Origin of the sequence: Methylocystis sp. B8, assembly GCF_005771425.1 — a bacterium.
Taxonomy (GTDB): Bacteria; Pseudomonadota; Alphaproteobacteria; order Rhizobiales; family Beijerinckiaceae; genus Methylocystis.
This window is the reverse complement of record NZ_VBTZ01000001.1, coordinates 599,601-624,671: the sequence shown is the minus strand read 5'-3', so window position 1 is coordinate 624,671 and position 25,071 is coordinate 599,601. Positions and strand designations below refer to the sequence as shown.

Below are 25,071 nucleotides of genomic sequence, written 5' to 3'. Positions count from 1 at the left end.
ATTGCTGCGCCGCACAAGAGTCAAGGATTTTTTGTCACGTGACTGAGCCGTGGCCGTAATTTCACCGCGCACAAAAGAAAAGCCGCGTCAGGACGCGGCTTTAAGTCTGCTTGGATTATCAAGAATTCGAAAAGATTGCGACTAATGAACTGTGGTGGATTTCCTGATGCCGATGGAGGCGGGCGGGATAGGCGCGTCCTCCCCAGATGCGTCTTTCGGGCGCAAGATTTTTTTGTTCGCGAGGACCGGCTCTGAAGCGGCGAGCGCGGACATTTCGCGGCGATCGCCGTGCGTCGGCGCCATTGCGACATGCGTGCGCTTGCTTTCGTCAGCGGCCTTCGCGCCCGCCAAAGTCACGGCTGGCGATGCGCCGGCAAGTTTGGCGGCCGGCTGTCCAGCGCCAACGCCACCGCCAAGGCCTGGCTTGTCGTCGAGCGCGATTTCGGTCGGCGGAACGATCGTTTCAGGCCGGCTGACTTCAGAAATACGCGAAGCGAAGCTCGGGTGCTGACCGCCGTCCTGATAGACGACGCGCACCGGCTTTACGCCGCTTTGGACAAGCTCAGCAATTTTAGCGTCGTCACGCGCTGACTTCTCGGCCACCGCCTGTGCAATTTCGGGATCCTGCTTGAGCGCCGGACAGGCGGCGTTGGGGTCGAGAGGAGCGGCGCTGGTCGCGTTGAATACATAGCGCCGATTGCAGAAGGCGACCTGCGGCTCCTGCAAGGTCACTTCGAAATGATCGGAACCTTCCTTCAGCTGCTTCCAGAAACCGATGTTCGGATCGAGCCGATGCTTGGCGAGATTTTCCGCCGTCATCTTGAATGGGAAGGACTGCATCTGAATCGCGCGCTGGCCGCCGTTAAGCGACGAGCGGGCGATCGCGTAAATCTCAGCGATCTGCTTGTCGGTCATGGAGAAGCAGCCCGCCGACGAGCAGGCGCCATGCACCATGATATCGCCGCCTGTGTGGCCCAGCGCGCGGTCGAGGGCGTTCGGATAGCCGACGTTGAAGGAAAGATAATAGTTCGAATTAGGATTCATCTGCGCCGGGCCGATGGCGTAGAAGCCTTCCGGCACCTGGCGATCGCCCTGTTGGCGCTTGGGACCGAGCTGACCCGACCAGCGGCACATCGGATAGGTCTTCAGATGAACGTAGCGGCCATCTGACCGCATCTTCCAGATTTCGAACTCCGCTTCTTTCTTGTAAGCGCGGATCAGCATCGGCGCTTCCTTAGACGTCCCGACCTGGTCCATCAAGGCGACAGTCTCGGAGGGGATCGGCGCAAGCGAGCGGTGCGCGAGACCGCCCTGATCGCAGCCGGAAAGTCCGAAGGCGCCCAAGGCGGCAAGCCCAAGAGCCGGCGCTGTGCCTTGAATCTTCATCTTGTCCCCTCTAGCGGCGCCGTCGCCTCGCGATGGCTCAAAAAGCGAGGCTGTCGCGATGACCACAAAAAAGGAACATTGGGACGAGAACGTGTCCGAATCACCCAGAAATTGGCGCCTCTGCGCCTTTCAAGGCGAATCTTTCGAGATTTGCGTTAACGCTTTTCTTCCAGCTTCCGGCCCATGGCCATGAATTTCTCAGCGCGGGCGTTTCTCAGCTGCTCTCGCGAAAAATTCGCCAAGTCCGCAAGCTCCTTGGCGAGCGCCTCCCCCACCGCGCCGATGGCCGCCTCTGGATCGCGATGAGCGCCGCCCGGCGGCTCCGTCACGATCAGATCGATGATGCCGAACTTTAAGAGATCCTGCGCCGTGATCTTCATGCTCGTCGCGGCTTCTTGCGCCTTGGCGGAGTCGCGCCACAGGATCGAGGCCGAGGCCTCAGGCGACGCGACCGTATAGACGGAGTGCTCGAGCATCAGCACCTTATTCGCGGCGGCGATGGCGATTGCGCCGCCGGAGCCCCCCTCCCCCACCACAACGGCGACATTCGGCACGCCGAGCGAGAGCGACACGTCGGTGGAGCGGGCGATCGCCTCCGCCTGACCGCGCTCTTCGGCGTCGATTCCAGGAAAAGCGCCGGCCGTGTCGACGAGCGAGACGACCGGCAGGCCGAAGCGGTCGGCAAGCTCCATTAAGCGGACGGCCTTGCGATAGCCCTCCGGCCGCGCCATGCCGAAATTGTGATGCAGCCGGCTCGCCGTGTCCGAGCCCTTCTCCTGACCGATCACGCAAATCGGCTCTCCCCGGAAGCGCCCGAAGCCGCCGACAATCGCAGCGTCCTCGCCGAAAAGCCTGTCGCCCGCGAGCGGCGTGAACTCATCGATAAGCTGCTGCACATAGTCAGAAAAATGCGGACGCTGCGGATGCCGCGCGACCTGAATCTTCTGCCAGGGGGTGAGGCCGGCGTAAAGATCGGCGAGCGCCTTGGCGGCCTTGGCCTGGAGTTTGCTCAGCTCCTCGCCAATTGATACAGCCTCGCCGTTTTCTGCCAGCGCGCGCAGCTCGTCCACCTTGGTTTCGAGTTCCGCGACGGGCTTTTCAAAATCGAGATAGGAACGCATTGAGAGGGCGATTTCCCTAGGAGAGAGGCCCTTTACAGGCGGGCGCAAACTCGCCGCAACCAGCCTTTAAGTCAAGGAACCCGGAGCGCCCACGGCGCAGTTGCGGAACGCGATTGGGGGCGTAACTGTCGCGGGCGAACGGGCGGGCATCGTAATGCAGGAATGGTCACTCCATGGCGTCTGCGCAAGAGCCGATTAGCCGCTTTATCCGCGCTGCCGATGGCCTGCGCTTGCACTATTTCGACTATCCCGCGCCAACCGACGGCGAGAGAGGATTGCTGCCCGTCGTTTGTCTACCGGGGTTGGCCCGCTCGGCCGATGATTTCGACCGCATCGCCAAAGCGCTGCAAGCCGACGGCCGACGCGTGCTGGCTCTCGACTACCGTGGGCGCGGCCGATCCGATTGGGATCAGGATTGGCGGCGCTATGACTTCGACGTCGAGCAGGACGACATCGCGGCTCAGCTTTCTGACGCCGGCGTCGAGCAAGCTGTGTTCATTGGCACCTCGCGCGGCGGTCTTCACACAATGCGCATTGCGGCGCGGCGGCCGGACGTCGTGGGCGGCGCCGTGCTCAATGACATTGGACCGAAGATCGAGCATGCCGGCTTGCTTCGCATCAAGCGCTACGTCGGCAAGCTGCCGCCGATCCCCTCCATGCGCGAAGCGATCGCCTTGATGCGAATGACCGCCGGCGTCGATTTTTCCGGCGTGTCGGCGAAGGAGTGGGAGGATTATGCGCGCCTCACCTTCGTCGAGAAAGACGGCAAAGTTCTGCTGCGCTACGATCCGGAATTGTCGCATACGCTCGATGGCGTAAAACCTGACGTCACGCCAGAAGAACATTGGGACGACTTCGACGCGTTGTCGCATGTTCCCATTCTCGCCATCCGCGGCGCAAATTCGGATATTCTCTCGCCAGAGGTTTTCGAGGAGATGGCGCGACGCGCGCCTCGTCTGGAGCAGGCCTTAGTCGAAGGCCAGGGTCATGCGCCGTTGCTGCTCGATCAATCGACGATTCTGCGCATCGCCGATTTTATCCGCAAATGTCCATAAAATGGCGGGCCGCGCCGATCGCTAGATCACGCTGCAATAGGGCGTAATCGCCCAAATGCAAACAGCGTGATCGGCTCCAAAAGCATAGAGCGGGCCTCAAGCGAAAAACCGGGCTCCACTTTTCGCGAGCCGCGCTCTATGGCGCGCATCCCTGAGCCTGATTAACTCGCGAGATCGCGGCGCCGACAGCGATTGTCGCATTCGCCTGCATGCGCTGGGCGTCAAGCTGGATCTGACGCACACGATAAAGATCGAACGCGCTGAGCTCGCCGAGCTTGAACGCCTTTCGCGACAATTCAAACTGATCATTCGCGACGGCAAGACGGTTGTCGGCGAGTTTCGCTGCGCGCTGCGCGGCCGCCAGCGCTTCGCGCGACGCCTTGATCTCCGCCAATACCATTCGCTTCGCGCGCTCGTATTCGGCTGTCGCGCGGTCCATCTCGGCGAGCGCCTCGGCGCGTCTTGGTTCGTTTCGTCCGGGGGTCGGGAGTGGGATCCTTAGGCGCACGCCGATCGTCGTCGAATCAGTGCGTTGATCCGAGATCTGCTGCCAGGGGTCCGTCGAATATTGTCGATTATGTTCCTGCCGGCCAAAGACGCCGATCTCCGGACTGTCGATCGGCGTGGCGTCGACAAGCTGCGCCTGTGCGTGCGCACGCTCGAGCGCGGCGCGCGGCGTGCGCAACGCCGGATGATCTTCTATATCGACCGGCGGCCGCACGGACTCGAGGGTCCCATCAGGCGGCGCTCCGCCGGTCAGGGCCATGTAGTTGATGCGCGCCACCTTCACGACGCCTTCGGTCTGCGCCAGCTCGGTTTCCGCGGCGAGCGTTTCGTTCTTTGCAAGCAGCGCGTCGGTTTGCGCCGCCTCGCCAAGTTCGACTCGGCGGGTCATGTCGGCGCCGATGTCGCGCGCTGTTTCGACGCGCGAGCGCGCAACTGAGACGTCGCGCGCCGCGCGTTGCGCGTTCCACCACGCGTCGCGCAACGCGCCGGCGACTTCGAGCCTGCGCAGCGCCAATTTCTCTTCAACTTCGAAGAGTCCGGTCGTGACCGTCCCTTCAAAGGCGTCCCGCTGCCCGGGCAACCATAAGGGCACGCCCGCTTCGATTTCGGTTTCGTTGAAATTGCGGTAATTGCCGCTGGTGTTGTTACGCTGAAGGGCCGAGACATAAGGCGAGCCAGGCGTGAGCGAATTGGCCGTCGCGTAGCGCGCCGAGGTCGCTCGAAACTGCGCCTCGAGCGACCGGCTCTGCGCATCGATGGAGACTGCCTGTTCGAGATGTTTCGCCAGCACGCCTCCTGTTGGCCTGGGCGCCGCCCGCGCGGGCGTTTTCTTGGGTTTCGTTTTAACCGAGGCTTTGATCTGCGTTTCCGCTTGCTCGCCCTGCTCCTGCGCAGAGACGTTCACCTCGAAAGGAAAAGCGAACGCAAACATGGAAAATGCAGCGAGAACCGCGCTCGGCCTCATGCGCGAGCGTCCTCGCGCTGGCGCATCGCCGCGGCCCGGCGCATTGCGCGCGCGCTGAACTTCTGGCGAATGACCATGCCGAGATTAGCTGTGCGATCGTAAAGAATTGGCAGCAGAATAAGCGTCAGAACTGTGGCGGATATGAGCCCGCCGATGACGACGACGGCGAGCGGACGCTGAATCTCGGCGCCCGGCCCATGGGCAAAGAGGAACGGAATCAACCCGAAGGCCGCGATGGTGGCGGTGAGCATAACCGGCCGCATGCGCCGGCGCGCGCCTTCTAGCACCGCTTCGCGCGTGCTGCGCGCGCCCTCCGAGACGAGCTTGTTGATGTACGAAATAAGGACGACGCCGTTGAGAACCGCGATTCCGATAAGGGCAATAAATCCGACCGACGATGGCACCGAAATGAATTCTCCGGAAAGCCAGAGGCCTAGGATTCCTCCAATTGCGGCAAAGGGCACGTTGCAGAACACCAGCGTCGCCTGCAGGACCGAGTTGAACGTCACATAAAGCAACAAAAAGATCAGCGCCATCGCGATCGGCACGACAATCGCCAATCGCGCCGAAGCGCGCTGCTGGTTTTCGAATTGCCCGCCCCATTGATAACGATATCCCGGCGGCGTCTTCACGTTTTTCGCGACGGCTTTTTTTGCTTCGTCGACGAATCCGACGAGGTCGCGCCCGGAGACATTGGCAAGAACTGTGGCGAAGCGACGTCCGCCCTCGCGAACCACCTGAATGGGACCGTTCTCCACGCGCACGTCGGCAAGCTGCGACAACTCGACGACCTTGCCTTCCGAAGACACCATTGGCAATCGTGCGAAGTCCACGGACGAGCGGCGCGACGTCTCGGAGCCGCGTATCACGAGCGGCGTGCGGATCGGCCCTTCAAGCACAATGCCGACTGGCTGACCGTCGACCCAGACGCGCAGCGCATCCTGGATTTCGCTGGCGTTGAGGCCGAAACGTCCGGCGGCGAGTCGGTCGACGCGCGCCGTCAGATAGCGCATGCCGTCGTTTTGAAGCCCAAACACGTCACGTGCGCCCTTGATCTTGCGCAATGTCGCCGCGACCTCGCGTGTGAGGCGGTTGAGCTCATCGATATCGTCGCCGAAAATCTTGACGACGACGTCCCCGCGCGCGCCGATGATCATTTCCTGCACGCGCATGTCGATCGGTTGCGAAAATGCATAAGAGATCCCTGGCATGCCATCGAGCACGGCGCGAATCTCCCCCATCAGCCAATCCATATCCTTGCCGCGCCACTCGCTCTGCGGCGCCAGCGTAAGGAAATTGTCGGTCTCGTTGAGACCAACGGGATCGATGCCGAGCTCATCCGCGCCGGCGCGCGCCATCATTCCCTTGACTTCGGGTACCCGCTCCATGATCGCGCGCTGAATGCGCATGTCGGTTTCTGCCGCCATATTGACGCTGATCGTCGGATGTTTGCGTATTGTGATAACCGGCGTGCCCTCGTTCATCACCGGCATGAAGGTCTGGCCGATGCGCGTATATGCGGTGAAAGCGATGACAAGGCCGATGATCGCTGCGGCGCCAACGAGCAATGGCCTGCCGAGCGCGCGCCTGAGCAAAGGCTCATAAACGGCGGCGATCTTACGTACGAGCCACGGCTCATCGGAATGACCTGGCTTTAACAAAGTTGCGCTGAGCGCCGGCACGACGGTGAGTGACAATAGGAGCGCCGAACCGAGCGCAAAGGCGATAGTCAGCGCCACCGGCGCGAACAGACGACCCTCAAGCCCTTCGAGAGACAGTAGAGGCAAAAAGACGGTGACAATGATGACAACGCCGGACGTCAGCGGAACGGCGACTTCTCGAGTTGCTTCAAGCGTCATGAAAAGACGGTCGGAGAGACTGACGTCATGCGCATTCGCCATCCGATGTTCGACATTCTCGACGACGACGACGGCGCAATCCACCAAGAGTCCAATCGCGATGGCGAGGCCGCCAAGCGACATGATGTTCGCCGAGAGTCCCCACCAGCGCATGATGCCGAATGTCGAGAGCGCAGCGAGCGGTAGAATGAGCGACACGACGATCGCGGCCCGAAGGTTCCCAAGGAATAAGACAAGCAGGATGACGACGAGAACGATCGCCTCGATCAGCACTTTTTGCACGGTCCAGACCGCTTGGCCGATCAATTCGCTGCGATCGTAGAAGATTTCGATCCTGGCGCCATTCGGCAGAGTCCATTCGATTTCGGTAAGGCGCTCCTTGACGCCATCGACCACCATTCGCGCGTCCGCGCCGCGCAAGCCAAGGACAAGCCCCCACACCGCCTCGCCCTCGCCGTTCCGCGTGACGACGCCATTGCGCGGAAGCGCGCCGTTGCGCACCTCAGCGACATCGCCGACGCGCACGATGCCCGTGTCCTTCACGGCGATAACGACGGAACGGATATCCTCAAGCGAACGAAGGCGGCCTTCCGCGCGCACCAATAAAGCTTCCTCGCCGTCGCGCACGCGGCCTGCGCCATCGTTTTTATTGTTATTGGCGAGCGCCGACCGGAGCATCTCTACGGTGACGCCGCGGGACGCCATGGCGGAAGGCGACGGCGCGACTTCGAACGTGCGCACGAAACCGCCGAGCACATTTACGTCGGCGACGCCCGGCAGTCCTCGGATGGCGGGGCGTATCGTCCAGTCGAGCAGCGAGCGTTGCTCGGTGGGCGTAAGGTCGCCGCCGACGATGGTGAACATCAGCATTTCGCCAAGCGGCGTGACGATCGGCGCGAGACCGCCTGAGACGCCGTCTGGCAGTTGGTTCTGCGCCTGCGCCAGACGCTCATTCACCTGGGCGCGCGCCCAGTAGATATCCGTTCCTTCCGAAAACTCGAAGGTGATCAGCGTCACTGAATATCGCGTCGTCGATCGCATCCGAACGAGATTGGGAATGCCCTTCGCCGCGACCTCGATCGGAACGGTGACGCGCGTCTCCAGCTCCTCAGGAGTCAAGCCCGGCGCGCGCATAGCGACCAGCACTTGCACCGGGGCGACGTCCGGAAAAGCGTCGATCGGCAGTTTGAAATAGCTGATCGCGCCCCAGGCGGCGAGCCCGAGCGCGCCGAGAACGACGAGCAGCCGCTGCTGAAGCGCGAAACGGATCAGCCTTTCAAGCATCGCTTACCGTCACCTCTCGCCTTCGGCGAGTTCCGCGAGCAAAGTCAAGAGGCCGCGCGTCGCGACGCGCTCGCCGGCTTTGAGCGCGCCCTGGACCGAGGCGTACTGCGGCGTTTCGGAAAGTAGCGTCACCGGGGTGGCGATAAAGCCTTCGGGCGCGCGCACGAACACCCAATTATGGTTCTTAAAGTTCACGAGCGCGTCGGCGGAAACCCGCCACTGCATCGCTCCGTTAGAGCCTGACAGACGCATGATCGCTTGCACCGCCTGGCCGGGACGCAGCGAACTGCGGCCTGGGCGGAACTCGGCCACGGCCGTTACGGATTGCGTCGCGGCGTCGACGGTGCGGCCGATGCGAATAAGCCTGCCGTCAATCCCCGCCGAAGGCAAATGCACGCGGTCGACGTTGTCAAGGGCTGCGGCGCGGCCAAGCGGCACTTGCAGATTGACCCAAATGGGGTCGAGTCGCGCAATGGTGACGAGGGGCGCCGAAGCCTGCACGCGCTCGCCCGTCGTTCCGTGGCGCTGGAGAATGGTTCCGGCGATCGGCGCGCGCACGACAAGAGAGCTTGCGAGCTTGCGATCGCGCTGAAGCGTCTCGATCTCCGGGTCAGTCATCCCGGCGAGCGTGAGAATTTGCCGTCGCTCTTCGAGCGCCGAGCGCGCCTGAGTCGCTTCGGCCCGCGTCACGATCAATCGCCGTTCGGCGATGATATGCTCCTTGAACAATTGTTCGTCGCGCCGCAGCTTTTCCGCCGCGAGGTTCGCGTCTGAGACCGCATGCAGGAAAGCGCGCTGCGCCTCGACGAGCTCCGAGGACTTCAATGTGGCGATGGGCGCGCCCTGCTTGACGTCCTCGTCGACAGCGACAAGCAACGTCTCGACGAGACCGGCGGCAGGCGTAGCGACAATGCGCAGTTGCTGCGGCGGCACGGCGACGACGCCAGGCACGACAAGCTCGCCCGAGCCCGACTCTGATTCGACCGGCTGAGTTTCAATGCCCGCGACGCGCATCTGATCCTCGGTGATTTTCACGAGGATCGGCTGGGGGGCGTTCTGATTTTCGACGGGCGCGCTCTGTCCAGTTGAAGCGCTAATAGTCAGAAGGCCGCCAAGAGCAATAAGGCGAAGGAAAGGAGCAAGCGCTCGCCGCATGTGATTGATCATGAACCTTCGCTTTGCAGGCCGTCAGTCTGCATCTGGTATTCGGGCCAGCGGCATCGTTCCAGAGGCGAAGCTGGCGCGCCGGTGTGACGCGCGGAGGACGCCAAATTTCCGGCGCCGCAGCGACGCTGATTTTGCCCGGCCGCCTCGACATGCTCAAGGCATTTCGGCCTTGTGGCGGAGTTTTTCCAGAAAAACCGGCGGCGCGGGTCCGCTTTGGCGCTCTTGCGGTCGCAAATAACGACGCAGGTTCTATAATCACCTCCAGAAACCGTGGCCCTAGCCCTGAGGATGAAATGCGTCACCCTTCGACCGCCGCCATCCGGCTTGTCGATTACCGTCCTGCCGATTTCGCGATCGATTCGGTCGAACTCGACGTCAACCTGCATCCGACCAAAACCCGCGTCGTCGCGCGGTTGGCGCTGCGCCGCAATCCAGCGGGCGATCCCGGGGCGCCGCTCGCGCTCGATGGCGACGATCTCACTCTGCTTGGCGTCAAGCTCGACGGCGTCACGCTCGCTCCAGGCGATTATGAGGCGACGCCGGATGGGCTCACTCTTCCCAAAGTCCCTGACGCGCCTTTCACGCTGGAGATCGACACAGAGCTCAATCCGAGCGGCAATACGCAGCTTTCCGGCCTCTATCGTTCCGGCTCCGCCTATTGCACACAGTGCGAGGCGGAGGGTTTTCGCCGCATCACCTATTTTCTCGACAGGCCAGACGTGTTGAGCGTCTATACGACGCGCATCGAAGCCGAGAAGAGCGAAGCGCCGATCCTGCTGTCGAACGGCAATCCCGTGGAACACGGCGACGTCGCTGGAACAAGCCGTCACTACGCCGTCTGGCGCGATCCTTTCCGCAAGCCTTCTTATCTCTTCGCGCTCGTCGGGGGCGATCTGGGCGTCGTGCGCGATAGATTTACGACGATGTCGGGACGCAACGTCGATCTCGCCATCTATGTCGAACACGGCAAGGAAGCGCGCGCCGGCTACGCGATGGACGCGCTGAAGCGCTCCATGCGCTGGGACGAAGAAAGATTCGGCCGCGAATATGATCTCGACGTGTTCAACATCGTCGCCGTCTCCGACTTCAACATGGGCGCGATGGAAAACAAAGGCCTCAACATCTTCAACGACAAATACGTGCTCGCGTCTCCCGACACCGCGACCGATGGCGATTACGCCGGCATCGAAGGCGTCATCGCGCATGAATATTTCCACAATTGGACAGGCAACCGCATTACCTGCCGCGACTGGTTCCAGCTTTGCCTCAAGGAAGGGCTGACGGTTTTCCGCGATCAGGAATTTTCCGCCGACATGCGTTCGCGCGCCGTAGAGCGCATCGGCGACGTGCGGGGCCTTCGTCTCGCACAATTCCCAGAGGACGCTGGTCCGTTGGCGCATCCCGTGCGTCCGGAGGTCTATCACGAGATCAACAACTTCTACACGGCGACCGTTTACGAGAAGGGCGCGGAAATCATCCGCATGCTGAGAACGCTGATTGGCGAAGAAAATTTCCGGCGCGGCATGGATCTCTATTTCGAGCGCTTCGATGGGACGGCCGCGACCGTCGAAGATTTTCTCTCCTGCTTCGCGGCGGCATCAGGCCGCGACCTGACGCATTTCGCGCTTTGGTACAGTCAAGCGGGCACGCCGGCCGTGACGACGTCGGGCGACTTTGACGCAAGCGCTAAGACATTTTCTTTAAAGCTCCGCCAGGAAACGGCGGTTACTCCGGGTCAAAGCGACAAAAAGCCCGTCGTCATTCCGATTACGCTCGCGCTCTTCGGCGAGAACGGGCAAAAACTCGATCTCGTAAGCGATGACGCCACGCCGTCTGAACTCGCCCGTGGATTGATCGAACTCGATTGCGCCGAGCGCGTCATTCGTTTTCGTGAAATCCCTTCGCGTCCGATCGTTTCGCTTCTGCGCGGCTTTTCTGCGCCCGTGCGCATTGAACCCGCGCCGTCGAGCGAGGACCTCGAGCGCCTGCTCGCCTACGACGACGATCCGTTCAATCGCTGGCAGGCGTCGCAAAGCCTCGCCTTGCGCACGATTTTCAATCGGCTTGAAACTGGCGCGCTTGAAGCGCAAGGGCTCGGCGAGGCGCTGCGATTGCTGCTGGCCAAGGCCGAGGCCGATCCGGCGCTTGTCGCGCAGGCGTTGTCGCTGCCCTCTGAAATCGACCTCGCGCGCGAAAAGGCGACCGACGTCGACCCCGACGTTTTATTTGACGCGCGCATGTCGCTTCGCGCCGAAATCGGCAAGTCGCTTCGTTCAGACCTCGACGATATCTACGCGCGCTTTTCGGACGTCGGCGCGTATACGCCCGACGCGGCGAGCGCGGGCCGCCGCGCTCTGCGCAATGTGGCGCTCGACCTCCTGGCCGCAGGTGACCCTGAACGCGGGCGCTCGCTCGCGATGGCGCAGTTCGAGACCGCAGGCAATATGACCGACAAGCTCGCGGCGCTTGCGACATTGGCGCTTCTTGGCGGCCATGCGCGCGAGGAGGCCTTCGCCCGTTTCTATGCGCAATACGCCGGAGACGCGCTCGTCATCGATAAATGGTTCTCCCTGCAGGCGATGATTCCGGAAGAAGCGACGACACAGCGCGTGTTGGGCCTGATGACGCATCGGGAATTTTCGATGGCCAATCCCAACCGCGTTCGCGCCTTGATCGGCGCCTTCGCGAACGGCAATCTCACCCGCTTTCATGCGCTCGATGGGTCGGGATATGATTTGCTGACGAGCGTCGTTCTCGACGTCGATCCGAAGAATCCGCAGCTCTCCGCGCGGCTCCTCTCCGCGCTGCGTTCGTGGCGCACGATGGAGCCACGACGACGCGATCTCATTGAGGCTCGGCTTAAGCATATCGTCGCGCAGGAGAGTCTTTCAGCGGATCTACGCGATATCGCGACACGGGCGCTCGGTTAAAAAGACAAAAAAAGTTCCGTTAACGTCGCGTTAAGGTCTGGACAATTTCGCCGAGAGAGATTCGAATGAAAATGATTCGGGCGACAAGCCGCGTTCGCATCACAATCATTTCGGAGGTTATTGATGGCGCGCGCTTCCGCTGCCCGCGTGAAGACTCACGCCCATACGGTGTGGGGAGCGTATCGTTTCGATGAGGACCGCCCAAAGGGGCTGAAGAATTTCGCCGGGCTGCGACCGCTGACGATCTCCGCCTGCGTCGTCTGCCTCTTCTCTCTCGTTGTTTTCACCATGTCGCTGACCAGCGCGATGCAGGATCGGCTGGTCGAGCAAGCTGTCGACGACCTCGAACTTTTCGCGCGCGCCGTCGCGCTCGACCTCCGCGACAAGATCAAGATTAATGCGCAAAAGCCGTTTGCCGCGCCCCTAGATCAGCTTTTGCCGCAAGGCGCGCATTCGCGGGGTCGACGCATTTTGGTCGCCGACGAGCGCGGCCGCGTCGCCGCCGCCTTTCCCCCCATTGCCTCAAAAGACCTTACGTTGGCGCAGGTCCTGGGTCTGGAGCAGGCGCTCGTCGACTTCGCTGACAACGCTGGCGTCATGCGCGTCACTCTACCCGAGGGCGCTGCAGCCCTGGTCAGCGTCAGAAACCTCCCGGCGCCCTTCGGCCAGGTCGCGATGATCTATCCCGTCGACAATGTGCTCGGCGATTGGCGTGACGTCGCTTCGCGCTATGCGCTGCTTTTCGCCGGCGCCACGCTGCTGCTGATCGTCATCATCTTCGCCTACCTCCATCAGACCCGGCGCCGTGAAGAGCTCGAGCGCGCCAATTCGCTGATCCGCAGACGACTCGAAACGGCTCTGTCGCGCGGCGGATGCGGCCTGTGGGAGTGGGATATCGGCCGTGGCCGGATCTATTGGTCGGATTCCATGTATGAGATGTTGGGGCTTCCCGCAGAGCGCCGCTTTCTCTCCTTCGCAGAATTGAGCGGGATGCTCCATCCCAACGATGGCGACTTCCAGACGATCGCGGACATGGTCGCGTGCTCGCGCACGAACAGCGTCGATCACGAGTTTCGGCTGAAGAACGCCGAGGGCCAATGGATTTGGATCCGCGCCCGGGCGCAGATCGTCGAAGAAAACGCTGAATCCGGCAAGCATCTCGTCGGGATTGCAATCAACGTCTCCGAGCAGCGGGCGCTCGCCGAACATACCGAAGTCGCCAATCTGCGCCTGCGCGACGCCATTGACGCCATCTCGGAAGCGTTCGTGCTGTGGGACTCGAAAAATCGCCTCGTCACCTGCAATTCAAAATTTCTCGCTCTCCATGGTCTCTCGGCTCAAGCCGCAGTGGTCGGAGCCAGCTACCGGCAAGTCATGGGCTGCGCCACGGCGCCGCTGATCCGCACCGAGATCGACTCGCCCGATGGTCCGTCGCCTGACGCTCGGACCTATGAGGCGCAGCTCATCGACGGGCGCTGGCTTCAGATCAACGAGCGCCGCACGAAGGACGGCGGCTATGTGTCCGTTGGCGCTGACATCACCGCGCTGAAGCGTAACGAGGAGAAGTTGCGTGAATCGGAGCGCCGGCTCACGGCAAGCGTCGCCGATCTCACCCGCTCGCGACAGACTCTTGAAATGCAGGCGCAGCAACTCGCGACGCTCGCCGAGCAGTATCATCACCAGAAGGCTCAGGCGGAAGCCGCCTATGTGGCGAAATCGGAATTCCTCGCCAATATGAGCCACGAATTGCGCACGCCGCTCAACGCCATCATCGGTTTTTCGGAAATGATGGAGGCGCAGCCCTTCGGCGCGCTTGGTTCCCCCAAATATCTTGAATATTGCAGCGGCATACGCCAGGGCGGCAATTACCTCAATGAGGTGCTGTCCGACATTCTGGACATGTCGCGTCTCGAAGCCGGGCTTGTCCGTCTCGCCGAGCGGGAGTTCAATGTCGCGGAGCCGTTACGCAAGGCCGTCGGCGCCTGGCGCGGGCGCGCCGAACTCAAGAATGTTGAGTTTATCGTTGATGCCGGCGAGAATCTGCGCTGTATAGGAGACGAAGCGGCGATCGCTAAGACGCTCGGCATCTTTCTTTCCAACGCCGTGAAATTCAGCAAGAACGGTAGCATCGTGCGCGTTCGCGCGCGTCCGCACTTCGGCGCGATCGATGTTTATGTCGAGGACTCGGGACGCGGCGTCGATCCCCACGAAATTCCCAAGCTCGGCAAGCCCTTCGAGCAAAGCGCGGATTTGATGGAAGATGGCATGCGGGGCTCGGGGCTCGGCCTCGCCATAGCGCGTGCGCTTATCGAACTGCATGGCGGCGCGCTACGCTTCCGCTCGCGTCTCGGAGAAGGCACGATCGTCATGATGCGGCTGCCAGCCGCCTCTGCGACGGTAACTCCGTTAAAGCCGCGCGCGACCGAGCAGGCGGGCGCGCGAGAGAAAGTCTCGCCTTATGCGCGCTCCATTCGCGGAGCGGGACCCGCTGTCATCCGTATCGCGGGCAACGACAGCGCCACGCGCAAGCCGGGCGCATTGTCCTCGATCCGCAGCGCGCCATGATGCATCCGTGCAACCGCCGCGGCGAGAGACAATCCCAGACCTGAGCCAGGCCGAGAACGCGAATTCTCAAGCCGCACGAAACGACCGACGACACGCTCGCGATCCGATGGCGCAATGCCGGGTCCGCGGTCAGCGACGATGATCTCCACACGGTCGCAGACGCGCCGCGCCTCGATCGTGATGCGCGGATCATCGCCTGTGGCGCCATATTTCAGCGCATTGTCCACGAGGTTGACGAGCGCTTGCCCGAGCAGTTCCCTGCTGCCCGTGACGGCAAGGCCGTCCTGCGCCGTAACGTCGAGATGCGCCCCCTGCTCTTCCGCGACGGGTTCATACATCTCGGCGATGTCGCGCACGACCGCGTCGGCGTCGAAGGCGGCCATATTGTCGCTGCAATAGCCGGCCTCTGCGCGCGCGATCATTAACAGCGCGTTGAATACGCCGATCAGATTGTCTGACTCTTCGATCACCGCGGCCAGCGCCTCGCGATGTTCTCGATCGTCTGAGCCTGCCCGCAAGGCCGCCTCGGCGCGATTGCGCAGGCGGGTCAGAGGCGTCTTGAGGTCATGCGCGATATTGTCGGAAACTTCGCGCAAGCCGGCCATCAGCTCGCTAATGCGTTCGAGCATGGCGTTGAAATTTTCGGCCAAGCGATCAAGTTCGTCGCCGGCGCCCGAGACCGCGAGGCGTTCGTGCATGTCGCCCGCCATGATACGCCGCGCCGAGGCCGACATCACGTCGACGCGCTCGAGCATGCGATGCGCGACGAAGAGTCCGCCAAGCGCGCCGACAAGGGCGAGCCAGAACAGCGAGACGCCGAGCGCCCGGCGCAAGATGCCGCGTAACACCTCATGGTCTTCGATATCGTGGCCGATGAGCAAGCGAAAGCCGCCGGGAAGAAGAAACAGTCGAAGCAACGCCGGGTGCTTGACGCCGGGTTCGCCGCGTCGCTCATAGGTTGTCTCGACGAGCTCCGTTCCGCCCGATGGCGTGAGAGTCGGCGGCTCGATATTGCCGACGATGACGTCTCCCGAATGGCTTGAGAGCAGATAGAGCGAACCGCCTGGCGCGCGCACGCGGCGTTCGACCGCATTAGCGAGCTGACGCAGGCCGCCCTGCGCATATTGTTCGGAAAGCGCCCGGATTTCGGCGTCGACCGTCTGCTCGATTTGTTCGTCGAGCACCTCTTTCACTCGCGCCCCGACGCGGGTGAGCACAAGCCCCGCGCCGATCGAAAACAGCACGAGATAGGCGATCGACAGTTTGAACGCCGTCGTTCGGAAGAGCTTACCGAGCGCCGTCACGGATCATATACCCCGCCCCGCGGATCGTATGCAGAAGCGGATTCTCGCGGCCCTTGTCGATCTTCGAGCGCAAACGGGAAATATGCACATCGATGACGTTTGTCTGCGGATCGAAATGATAGTCCCAGACGTTTTCCAGCAACATTGTGCGGGTCACAACCTGACCCGCATGTTTCATCAAATATTCCAACAGCCGAAACTCGCGCGGCTGGAGCACCACCTCCTGGCCGCCGACTGTCACCTTATGCGACAGGCGATCGAGCTCCAGATCGCCAACCCGGTATTGCGTCTCTTCGCCCTTTGGGCCGACGCGGCGGCGCGCCAGCGCCTCGACCCGCGCCAGTAGTTCCGAGAACGCGTAAGGCTTTGGCAGATAATCGTCGCCGCCGGCGCGTAAACCTTTTACGCGGTCATCGACCTGGCCGAGAGCGGAGAGAATGAGCGCCGGGGTTTCTACGCCCTGCTCGCGCAGGCCGGAAATCAGCGAAAGCCCGTCCATTTTGGGCAGCATCCTGTCGACGATCAGCACGTCGTAGTCGCCTTCGCTGGCGCGCCCGTAGCCTGAGAGCCCGTCCGGGGCATGTTCGGCGACGTGGCCCTGTTCGCGGAAAGCTTTGACGAGATATTCGCTCGCTTCGTTATCGTCTTCAATGATGAGAATGCGCATGTGTCTCTATATCCGATATTGTAAAAAACGGCAGGCCGGCGCTTGCGCGCCAGCCTGCCCCGCGTTCGGGAGCCAGGAGGGGACTGGCTCTTCCCGACGCTCTTCGTTGCGGAGACCGGCTGCGGGCGGGTGCAGTATGTCGGCCTCAACGCAAGAAGCTCTTTATGCCGCTTAGCCGGCGCCCGTGGTTGGAACGGCAATGAATTTCGCGCCGTTCGCAGACTTGACCCGCAGCAGCACCGAATGGCGGCCTTCCTTGCGAGCGGTCTCAAATGCAGAGGCGAGCTCGCTGCTGGAATTGACTGGCCGGCCTCCGGCCTCGACGATCACGTCGCCCCTGCGCAATCCCTTTTGCGCAGCGGCGCCATTCGGATCGAGATCCGTCACAAGAAGGCCTTCCCGACCCGCGCCGCGCACCTCAGGCGCCGGCACCACCTCAATTCCGAGGCCGGAAACTTCTGAACCTTGCTGTGAAGGGCCCTCGTCATCGGCGCGCGCTTCCTGCTCTTCAGGCAGCGTCCCGAGTTTGAGCTTCACAGTCTTTTCGGCGCCCGCGCGCTGATAGGTGACATCCACCGTTTTGCCGGGGCCAAGGGCGGCGATGCGGCGCGCAAGATCACGTGGGGTCTCGATCTTGTCGCCATTGACCGCGACGATGAGGTCGCCCGCCTTAAGGCCCGCCTCTTCAGCCGGGGCGCCTTTCTGCGGCTGCGCGACCAGCGCGCCTTTCGTCGTTTTCAGTCCCATGCTGTCGGCGATTTCCGGCGTGACATTCTGAATCTTGACGCCGATCCAGCCGCGCGAAACCGAGCCTTTTTCCTTAAGCGCGGCTACGACGTCCTTCGCCACTTCGGTTGGAATGGCGAAGCCGATGCCAACCGATCCGCCAGAGGGCGAATAGATCGCGGTATTCACGCCGATCACATTGCCGTGCGAGTCGAACGCCGGGCCGCCCGAGTTGCCGCGGTTGACCGGCGCGTCGATCTGCAGAAAATCGTCGTAAGGGCCTGCCCCGATGTCGCGTCCGCGGGCCGAGATGATTCCGGCGGTCACGGAGCCGCCGAGACCAAACGGATTTCCGACCGCGATGACCCAGTCGCCCACGCGCGGCGTCGTCGAGCCCCACTCGACATAGGGCAACTTCTGGCCGTCGTTGATCTTGAGCAGGGCAAGGTCGGTGCGCTTGTCGGTGCCGACCACCTTGGCCGGAAGCGTTCTGCTATCGTCGAGCGCAACCTCGACTTCGCTGGAGTGTTCGACCACGTGATTATTCGTAACGACGTAGCCGTCGGCGCTGATGATGAATCCAGAGCCCTGGGACATCGTCATATGCTTCTGGGGACGGCCCCCGGGGCCAGGTTCGCCAAAACGCTTGAAGAAACGATACATGGGGTCGTCGGGCGAGATGTCGGGCATCTCAAACATGCCGCCCTGCGAGTTCTCGACCGCCTTCACCTTGATGGCGACGACGGCCGGCTTCACGCGCTCCACAACGTCAGCAAAGGATGCGGGTCCGGCAGCGGTGACGGATCCTGAAAGCGGCGCTTCGGCGTAGGCCGGCGTGAGCGGCGCCGGGCCGATGGCTGCGCCAAGCGCGAACACGGCCGCAGCGCTCATTAGCGCCAGGCGGGACGCGCGGCGCGGCGCTTTTACGGCGCGGTCGCGAGGATTGATTGCGATAGCCATTTCTCGAAAATCTCCATCTCCGAGCGACGTCTCGCGGAGGAGACGCGAAACGCCGCTGCGAGATGAAAGATGGAGACGGTCGCTTTGCCGTCCAATGGCGGCGGCATGAAACTTTCGTAAGGCGCCGCTTGCCTACAGCCAGCCGGCGCGACGGAGCCGATAGTAGAGGTAGGCGCAGACCATCGCCGTCGCGCCCAGGACGACGTAATAGCCATATTCCCACTTCAGCTCTGGCATGTGCTCGAAATTCATGCCGTAGATGCCTGCGATCGCCGTCGGCACCGCGAGAATGGCGGCCCATGCGGCAAGCCGGCGGGAAATGTCCGTCTGCTGCATTTGCGCGTTCATCAGGCTCGCCTCGAAGGCGAAGGCAAGCGTCTCACGCATGGTGTCGATGCGTTCCTGTACGCGGCGCAGATGATCGCGCACGTCACGAAAATGTGGCCGCATGACCGGATCGATGGCCACGACGTCGCTGCGCTCCAGGCGACGGCAAACATCAGAAAGCGGCGTAGCGGCGTTGCGCAAATGCAGAAGGTCGCGCCGCAACGTGTAGAGCTGCTCGATCTCCGCCCCACCCATCGTCTTCGTCAGCACATGGTCCTCTATGTCCTCGACCCTATCGTCGATGGCGTCGAGCACCGGAAAGTAGTTGTCGACGATAAAATCGAGGATGGCGTAGACGATGAAATCCTCGCCCTCAGAGAGCCGCTCCACCCGCGCTTCGCAGCGTTCCCGCACATGTGCGTAAGAGCTCGACGCGCCATGACGCACGCTCACGACATAGCCGACGCCGACGAAGAGATGCGTCTCGCCGAACGCTATCCGGCCATCGACCATCTGCGCCGTGCGCGCGACGATGAAGAGGCTGTCTTGATATTCTTCGAGCTTGGGAAATTGATGCGCCTTGAATGCATCCTCGATCGCCAGGTGATGCAGCGAGAATTGGCGTCCAACGCGCTCCAGCAGCTCTTGCGACGGCTCATAAAGGCCAATCCAAACGACATGGCCTTCGCGCTTGGCCCATTTTCCAGCCTCGTCGATCTCGATGTCGGCGATCTTACGGCCGCCCTGATAGACGGCCGCCGCGACGACCCCGGCTTCCTGGCGTTTTTCAGCCGGCGTCCGTTCGTCCATGGTCGCTCTCCGGCCGTCAGGAAGACTTCGATCCGCCCCGCGTCACGCCTACCTTCGCGGGCCGTAACACGCGTTCGCCGATCATATAGCCTTCCTCAACGACTTGAGCCACCGTGCCGGCGGGCTGGCCCGCGTCCGGAATTTCGAACAGCGCTTCATGCTGATTGGGGTCGAAGCGCGCGCCCTGCGCTTCGATCTTCTTGACGCCGAATCGTGCGAGCCGCGCAAGAAAATCGCGCTCCATCACCTCGACGCCTTCGACGAGCGACGCGACCGCTGGATCCGCGCGCGACCCCTCTGGCACATTTTCTAAGGCACGGCGCAGATTATCGGCGAAGGACAGCGTCTCGCGCGCGAAATTCGCGACGCCATACGCTTTCGCATCAGCGACCTCACGTTCGGCGCGACGGCGCACATTCTCGACTTCGGCAAGCGCGCGCAGCAGCTTGTCCTTCAAGCCCGCATTCTCGGCGTATAGATTTTCGAGCTCGGTGAACGGCTCCGGCTGCGCAATGTCGGATTCGGCCGACGGCTGCGACAGCGACGAGGGCTCGGCGCCCGCCTGCTTCCCGTTAGCGTCAGCTTTTTTGTCCGCGTTCGTTGGATCGCTCATGCTGTCACCTTAGTTCGGTAAAGGCGCCGATATCTGCGCAGGAAACGTCAAAATCAAGTCGCTATGGCGGGCGCTCTCGCGCCACGCGCGCCCTGACCGCCGAACACATCCAAAAGCTGGCGCTTGATCGCCGCTTGGCGCTGCGGCGACGCGATCTTCGCGCCCGTCAAATCGGTGACGTAGAAGGCGTCAACCGCGCGTTCGCCGAAGGTGACGATATGCGCTGAAGCAATATTGAGATTGAGTCGCGAGATCGCATTAGTGAGTTCGAATAGCAGCCCTTCGCGGTCAAGTCCCGAAACTTCGATCACAGTATAGACGTTGGACAGGCTGTTATCGACGACGACTTCTGGCGCGACCGAGAAAGCGTCCGTCGGCAAATGCGCCTTGGCGCGGGCCCGCAGCTCTTCAGACACAACGATCTCACCGCGCAGCGCTCTCCCGATGAGGTCGGCGACGCGTCGAGCGCGACGCATTTCGTCTTCGTCATAGTCGAACGCGCGCGAGAAGAAAATCGTATCGAGCGCGAGACCGTCCGCGGTGGTGAAGATATGCGCGTCGACAATATTTGCGCCACCCGCCGCACAGCCGCCGGCGATGATCGATAACAGGCGCGGATTATCCGGAGCGACGACGGTCAGTTCTACGGCGCCCCGCGTTCTGTCGAGTTCAACAGCCGTCGCAAGCGGCGCCGGCGCGCCCTTCATCTGGCGAAGCATCTCGGCGTGGCGAACCTTGCGCGCGGCATCGACCTTGAGCCAGTAAGCGGGATAGTGACGCTTGGCGTAGACGTCGAACTGCTCATCGCTCCACTCGGGAAGCGCTGCACGCAGCTCTTCTTTCGCGACCGCGACACGACTTTTGCGATCGACCGCCGAATGGCCGCCGCCGAGCACGACTTCGGTCTCCCAATAGAGCACGCGCAGAAGCTGCGCTTTCCAAGCGTCGAGCACGCCGGGCCCGACCGCGTTGATGTCGCAGACGGTGAGAACGAACAGCATCTTCAGCCGCTCTATCGTCTGAACGATGGCCGCGAAATTGTCGATTGTGACTCGGTCAGAGAGGTCGCGGCTCTGGGCGAAGCTCGACATGGTGAGATGGTGCTCGACGAGCCAGGCGACAGACTCTGTCTCGCCGGGCGTGAACCCCAAGCGCGGACATAGCGTGCGCGCCACCTCCATGCCGGCGAGGGAGTGATCCTCCTTCCGGCCCTTGGCGATATCGTGCAGGAAGAGACCGAGATAAAGAACCTTGCGATTGACGATCGTCGGCAGGATTTCGTCGACGAGTTGCTGATGGTCGGGCATGCGCCCGGCTTCGAGGTCGGACAATCCGCCGACTGCGCGCAGCAGATGCTCGTCGACAGTATAGTGATGATACATGTTGAACTGCATCATCGCGACGACTTTGCCGAAATCCGGAATGAAGCGCCCGAGCACGCCGGTCTCGTTCATCCTGCGCAGCGTGATTTCGGTCATGTTGCGCGAAAGCAGGATTTCAAGAAAGAGTCGATTGGCCTCTTTGTTCGCGCGCAAATTGGCGTCGATGAGCCGCAGCGACAGAGTCACCGCGCGCAAAGCGTCGGGGTGAAGCGGCAGGCCGTGATGATCAGCCATCCAGAAAAGTCGGATGATGTTGACGGGATCGCGCTTGAACACGTCGGCGTCGACGATGCTGATGCGATCGTGATCGACGATAAAATCGCCCTGCGGGGCGCGGCTGCGCCGGCGCCGGAACGGCTGCAGGAAGCGTTCGAAAATCGCGCGCGGCTTCGCCTGCTTCTCTTCAAGCGCCGCGCAGACGATCGCCGTGAGATCGCCGACTTCCTTGGCGACGAGGAAGTAGTGCTTCATGAAGCGCTCGACCGGCGACAGTCCGCTGCGGTCGTGATAGCCGAGACGCCGCGCAATCGTCGGCTGCACGTCGAAAGCAAGCCGTTCTTCCGCGCGCCCCGTCGCGAAATGCAGATGGCAGCGCACCCGCCACAGAAACTCTTCGCAGCGCTCGAAGAGGCTGAGCTCCGCGGCGGTGAAAAGCCCCGCGGCGACGAGCTCCTTCGGCTCGCGCACGCGATAGACATATTTGGCGATCCAGAACAGCGTATTGAGATCGCGCAGGCCGCCCTTGCCCTCCTTTACATTCGGTTCAACGAGATAGCGCGAGGCGCCGGCGCGCATCACGCGCGCGTCGCGCTCAGCGAGCTTGGCGGAGACAAACTCGCGCGTATCCGAACGGGCGACCTCGCGGTCGAAGCTGTCGCGGAATTCATTGAAGAGTTCGACGTTGCCGAGGATGAAGCGTGATTCGAGAAGCGTCGTTCGAATGGTCATGTCGGCGCGGGCCTGACGCATGCATTCTGCGACGGAGCGCGTCGCATGACCGACCTTCTGGCGTAAATCCCACAGAATATAAAGGATCGCCTCGATGACGCTCTCGCCCCAGGGCGTCTGTTTGTAGGGGACGAGAAACAGAAGATCGATGTCTGAGCCCGGCGCCAACGCGCCGCGCCCATAGCCGCCGACAGCGACGATCGCGAGACGCTCAGCGAAGGTCGGATTATCGACCACGTAAACGTAACGCACGACATAATCGTAGATCGCGCCGATCAGTTCGTCTTCGAGCGCGGAGAGCAATCTCGCGCAGGCCCATCCCGAGCCGCGCGCCTCAAGCCGCGCGCGGGCGATCTCGCGTCCTTCGGCGAGAGCCGAGCGAAAGAGTTCGACGATCGCCGTGCGCCGCGCATGGCCACGCTCTCTCTTGCAGATCGCCGCGACCACGGGCGCGAGCGCTTCGCGCAATCCTTGGAAATGGTTGTTCGGGTCAAGGCCGTCGAAAACGCTGATCTGCGCGACTTCGTTCATAGAGTGTATTCCGGCGATCGGCCCGAAGCGCGCTGGGCGCGCAGACGCCTCTCGATAGCGTCGAACAGCGGCGGCGCGAGATCCGGCCCGCCGACGCGTTTTAGCGCGCGCAATCCGGTCGGCGAGGTCACGTTGATTTCAGTGAGCCAACCGTCGATCACATCGATGCCGACGAAGAGCAGCCCGCGCCGCTTCAGTTCCGTCGAAAGCCTCGCACAGATTTCCTTCTCTCTCGCGTCGAGTTCTGACGCCGCAGGCGCGCCGCCACGCACCAGATTCGAACGGATGTCGTCATCGGCGGGAATGCGGTTGAGCGCCCCCATCGCCTCGCCGTCGATGAGAAGGATGCGCTTATCGCCCTTCACGATCTCCGGCAGGAAGCGCTGTGTGACCCATGGCTCGCGAAACGTCGTCGCGAACATGTCGAAAAGCGAACCAAAGTTCGGATCGCGGTGCGTGACCTTGAACACCGCGGCGCCGCCATGGCCGTAGAGCGGCTTCATGACGATGTCGCCATGCTTGGCGCGAAAGCGCTCGATCGCCGCACGGTCGCGCGTGATGAGAGTCGGCGGCATAAGGTCGGCGAATTCCATCACGAAGATTTTTTCGGGCGCGTTGCGCACATGCGCGGGGTCGTTGACGACGAGAGTCTTCGGCGCGAGCCGCTCCAGAAAATGCGTGGAGGTAATATAGGCGAGATCGAACGGCGGGTCTTGGCGTAGCAGCACGACATCCATGGCGCGCAGATCAAGGTCGGTCGCCTCGCCGAGCGTGTAATAGCGGGAAGGATCGTCGAAAACCTCGATGCCATGCGCGCGCGCCGTCAGCCGGTCGCCCTCAAGCGACAGTTGATCTGGCGTATAGAACCACAGGCGATGCCCCCGAAGCTTCGCCTCCAGCATCAGCGCAAAGGTAGAATCACCAGCGAAATTAATGCGTTCCAACGGGTCCATCTGGACCGCTATCTCGAGCATTGATCCCCCTGCCGCCGCGCCCGCCGTTCGGCCCGGCTATAATACGGGCCGCCTCATCCAACGACACATAGCAGGAGAACCGCGGACCTGCGCAACCCTCAATCGCTTAAGCCGCTTAGGCGCCGCAGCGGCCTGGGTCAGATGACATAATCGAAGGAATCATAGGCGAGGCCGCGCAGGATCTGGTCCATGTCGCGCGCCGGCTCCGTGCGGGATTCGGTCCCGACCACTTTCGCCGGGACGCCGGCGACGATCGAATTCGGCGGAACCGATTTCAGCACCACGGAGCCCGCGGCGATGCGCGAACAGGCGCCGATTTCGATATTGCCGAGGATTTTGGCGCCTGCCCCGATCATCACGCCGCGCCTGACCTTCGGATGTCGGTCGCCCGCAACTTTGCCTGTGCCGCCCAGCGTGACGCTATGCAGGATAGAAACGTCATCGTCGACGACCGCCGTCTCGCCGACGACGAAGCCCGTGCCGTGATCGAGGAACAGCCCCTTGCCGAAACGCGCCGCCGGATGAATATCGGCCGCGAGCGCGTCGGAGGCGCGGCTCTGAATATAGAAGGCGAAGTCATGGCGCCGCGCGCGCCACAGCGCATGCGCGAGCCGCGCCGACTGGATCGCGTGGAAGCCCTTGAAATACAGCAGCGGTTCGATCATCCGCCCGCAGGCGGGATCGCGCTCGACACAGGCGACGAGATCGGCGCGAAACGCCGCCGCGATCGTCTCGTCGTCGCTCACCGCTTGCATGAAGGCGTCGGCGATCGTGTCCGCGTCCATCGCCGAGGCGCCGAGTCTTGCGGCGATGCGCTGGACCACGGCCTCTTCAAGCGACGCGCGGTCGAGGATCGCGCCGAGCATCAGCGACGTCAGCGACGGATCGAGACGCAGCGCCTCCTCGGCTTCGCGGCGCATATGCGCCCACATCGCCTCAGCCTCCGCCGCGAGCGCGCTCAACTCTTCCCTTGGCGCGTCGGCGTCCATCT

Annotated in this window: 16 protein-coding genes; 3 read left to right on the top strand and 13 right to left on the bottom strand. The window is 62.4% G+C overall.

All coding sequences use genetic code 11. The features are described 5' to 3' along the window. Positions 1–141: 141 nt before the first annotated feature. Together FEV16_RS02940 and FEV16_RS02935 are read right to left on the bottom strand one after the other, a co-directional pair. Complete coding sequence (locus tag FEV16_RS02940; RefSeq protein ID WP_138166088.1) at positions 142–1,386, bottom strand: murein L,D-transpeptidase family protein; 1,245 nt, start codon at positions 1,384–1,386, stop codon at positions 142–144. Between the two features lie 155 nt (positions 1,387–1,541). Further along, complete coding sequence (locus FEV16_RS02935; protein WP_138166087.1) at positions 1,542–2,507, bottom strand: acetyl-CoA carboxylase carboxyltransferase subunit alpha; 966 nt, start codon at positions 2,505–2,507, stop codon at positions 1,542–1,544. 173 nt (positions 2,508–2,680) lie between these two features. On the opposite strand from FEV16_RS02935, the gene FEV16_RS02930 reads away from it, so the two are divergent. After that, entirely contained in the window at positions 2,681–3,562 is an 882-nt protein-coding gene (locus tag FEV16_RS02930; RefSeq protein ID WP_138166086.1) for an alpha/beta hydrolase, read from the top strand. A 136-nt stretch (positions 3,563–3,698) separates the two neighbouring features. On the opposite strand, the gene FEV16_RS02925 is transcribed toward FEV16_RS02930, so the two are convergent. Genes FEV16_RS02925 through FEV16_RS02915 form a run of 3 tightly spaced genes read right to left on the bottom strand, consistent with a single transcriptional unit; the run spans position 3,699 to position 9,343 of the window. After that, a complete protein-coding gene (locus tag FEV16_RS02925) occupies positions 3,699–5,033 on the bottom strand; it encodes a TolC family protein (RefSeq protein WP_138166085.1) in 1,335 nt (444 codons plus the stop codon). Then, positions 5,030–8,176, bottom strand: a complete 3,147-nt coding sequence (locus FEV16_RS02920; protein WP_138166084.1) for a CusA/CzcA family heavy metal efflux RND transporter — start codon at positions 8,174–8,176, stop codon at positions 5,030–5,032. Before FEV16_RS02920 ends, FEV16_RS02925 begins: the two co-directional genes overlap by 4 nt. 9 nt (positions 8,177–8,185) lie before the next feature. Then, positions 8,186–9,343, bottom strand: coding sequence for an efflux RND transporter periplasmic adaptor subunit (locus FEV16_RS02915; RefSeq protein ID WP_138166083.1), 1,158 nt, complete (start codon positions 9,341–9,343; stop codon positions 8,186–8,188). 293 nt (positions 9,344–9,636) lie between these two features. Between FEV16_RS02915 and pepN the strand changes: the two genes are divergently transcribed. Beyond that, entirely contained in the window at positions 9,637–12,273 is a 2,637-nt protein-coding gene (pepN, locus tag FEV16_RS02910; RefSeq protein ID WP_138166082.1) for an aminopeptidase N, read from the top strand. Positions 12,274–12,396: 123 nt separating this feature from the next. Next, complete coding sequence (locus tag FEV16_RS02905) at positions 12,397–14,838, top strand: ATP-binding protein (protein WP_138166081.1); 2,442 nt, start codon at positions 12,397–12,399, stop codon at positions 14,836–14,838. On the opposite strand, the gene FEV16_RS02900 is transcribed toward FEV16_RS02905, so the two are convergent. From FEV16_RS02900 to cysE, 8 genes are all read right to left on the bottom strand, one after another. Further along, positions 14,730–16,142: a HAMP domain-containing sensor histidine kinase gene (locus FEV16_RS02900; protein WP_138166080.1), complete on the bottom strand. Its 1,413-nt coding sequence runs from the start codon at positions 16,140–16,142 to the stop codon at positions 14,730–14,732. The genes FEV16_RS02905 and FEV16_RS02900 overlap by 109 nt on opposite strands. Continuing rightward, positions 16,126–16,809, bottom strand: coding sequence for a response regulator transcription factor (locus tag FEV16_RS02895; protein ID WP_138166079.1), 684 nt, complete (start codon positions 16,807–16,809; stop codon positions 16,126–16,128). Before FEV16_RS02895 ends, FEV16_RS02900 begins: the two co-directional genes overlap by 17 nt. A 171-nt stretch (positions 16,810–16,980) precedes the next feature. Next, a complete protein-coding gene (locus FEV16_RS02890) occupies positions 16,981–18,495 on the bottom strand; it encodes a Do family serine endopeptidase (RefSeq protein WP_246657138.1) in 1,515 nt (504 codons plus the stop codon). 132 nt (positions 18,496–18,627) lie between these two features. Next, positions 18,628–19,632: a magnesium/cobalt transporter CorA gene (gene corA / locus FEV16_RS02885; protein ID WP_138166078.1), complete on the bottom strand. Its 1,005-nt coding sequence runs from the start codon at positions 19,630–19,632 to the stop codon at positions 18,628–18,630. Between the two features lie 16 nt (positions 19,633–19,648). Next, positions 19,649–20,245 carry a nucleotide exchange factor GrpE gene (grpE, locus tag FEV16_RS02880; protein ID WP_138166077.1) on the bottom strand — a complete coding sequence of 199 codons (597 nt, stop codon included), beginning with the start codon at positions 20,243–20,245 and terminating at the stop codon, positions 19,649–19,651. A 53-nt stretch (positions 20,246–20,298) separates the two neighbouring features. Continuing rightward, positions 20,299–23,106, bottom strand: a complete 2,808-nt coding sequence (locus FEV16_RS02875) for a [protein-PII] uridylyltransferase (RefSeq protein WP_138166076.1) — start codon at positions 23,104–23,106, stop codon at positions 20,299–20,301. Beyond that, on the bottom strand, positions 23,103–24,080 hold the full coding sequence (gene gshB, locus FEV16_RS02870; protein ID WP_138166075.1) for a glutathione synthase: 978 nt from the start codon (positions 24,078–24,080) through the stop codon (positions 23,103–23,105). Before gshB ends, FEV16_RS02875 begins: the two co-directional genes overlap by 4 nt. A 137-nt stretch (positions 24,081–24,217) precedes the next feature. Further along, complete coding sequence (gene cysE / locus FEV16_RS02865) at positions 24,218–25,069, bottom strand: serine O-acetyltransferase (RefSeq protein ID WP_138166074.1); 852 nt, start codon at positions 25,067–25,069, stop codon at positions 24,218–24,220. Positions 25,070–25,071: the final 2 nt, after the last annotated feature.

What these genes read in the sequence shown, in the direction of transcription:
- FEV16_RS02940 (WP_138166088.1), bottom strand. Translation starts at nt 1,386, where the DNA reads ATGAAGATTCAAGGCACAGCGCCGGCTCTTGGGCTTGCCGCCTTGGGC.
- FEV16_RS02935 (WP_138166087.1), bottom strand. Translation starts at nt 2,507, where the DNA reads ATGCGTTCCTATCTCGATTTTGAAAAGCCCGTCGCGGAACTCGAAACC.
- FEV16_RS02930 (WP_138166086.1), top strand. Translation starts at nt 2,681, where the DNA reads ATGGCGTCTGCGCAAGAGCCGATTAGCCGCTTTATCCGCGCTGCCGAT.
- FEV16_RS02925 (WP_138166085.1), bottom strand. Translation starts at nt 5,033, where the DNA reads ATGAGGCCGAGCGCGGTTCTCGCTGCATTTTCCATGTTTGCGTTCGCT.
- FEV16_RS02920 (WP_138166084.1), bottom strand. Translation starts at nt 8,176, where the DNA reads ATGCTTGAAAGGCTGATCCGTTTCGCGCTTCAGCAGCGGCTGCTCGTC.
- FEV16_RS02915 (WP_138166083.1), bottom strand. Translation starts at nt 9,343, where the DNA reads ATGATCAATCACATGCGGCGAGCGCTTGCTCCTTTCCTTCGCCTTATT.
- pepN (WP_138166082.1), top strand. Translation starts at nt 9,637, where the DNA reads ATGCGTCACCCTTCGACCGCCGCCATCCGGCTTGTCGATTACCGTCCT.
- FEV16_RS02905 (WP_138166081.1), top strand. Translation starts at nt 12,397, where the DNA reads ATGGCGCGCGCTTCCGCTGCCCGCGTGAAGACTCACGCCCATACGGTG.
- FEV16_RS02895 (WP_138166079.1), bottom strand. Translation starts at nt 16,809, where the DNA reads ATGCGCATTCTCATCATTGAAGACGATAACGAAGCGAGCGAATATCTC.
- FEV16_RS02890 (WP_246657138.1), bottom strand. Translation starts at nt 18,495, where the DNA reads ATGGCTATCGCAATCAATCCTCGCGACCGCGCCGTAAAAGCGCCGCGC.
- corA (WP_138166078.1), bottom strand. Translation starts at nt 19,632, where the DNA reads ATGGACGAACGGACGCCGGCTGAAAAACGCCAGGAAGCCGGGGTCGTC.
- grpE (WP_138166077.1), bottom strand. Translation starts at nt 20,245, where the DNA reads ATGAGCGATCCAACGAACGCGGACAAAAAAGCTGACGCTAACGGGAAG.
- FEV16_RS02875 (WP_138166076.1), bottom strand. Translation starts at nt 23,106, where the DNA reads ATGAACGAAGTCGCGCAGATCAGCGTTTTCGACGGCCTTGACCCGAAC.
- gshB (WP_138166075.1), bottom strand. Translation starts at nt 24,080, where the DNA reads ATGCTCGAGATAGCGGTCCAGATGGACCCGTTGGAACGCATTAATTTC.
- cysE (WP_138166074.1), bottom strand. Translation starts at nt 25,069, where the DNA reads ATGGACGCCGACGCGCCAAGGGAAGAGTTGAGCGCGCTCGCGGCGGAG.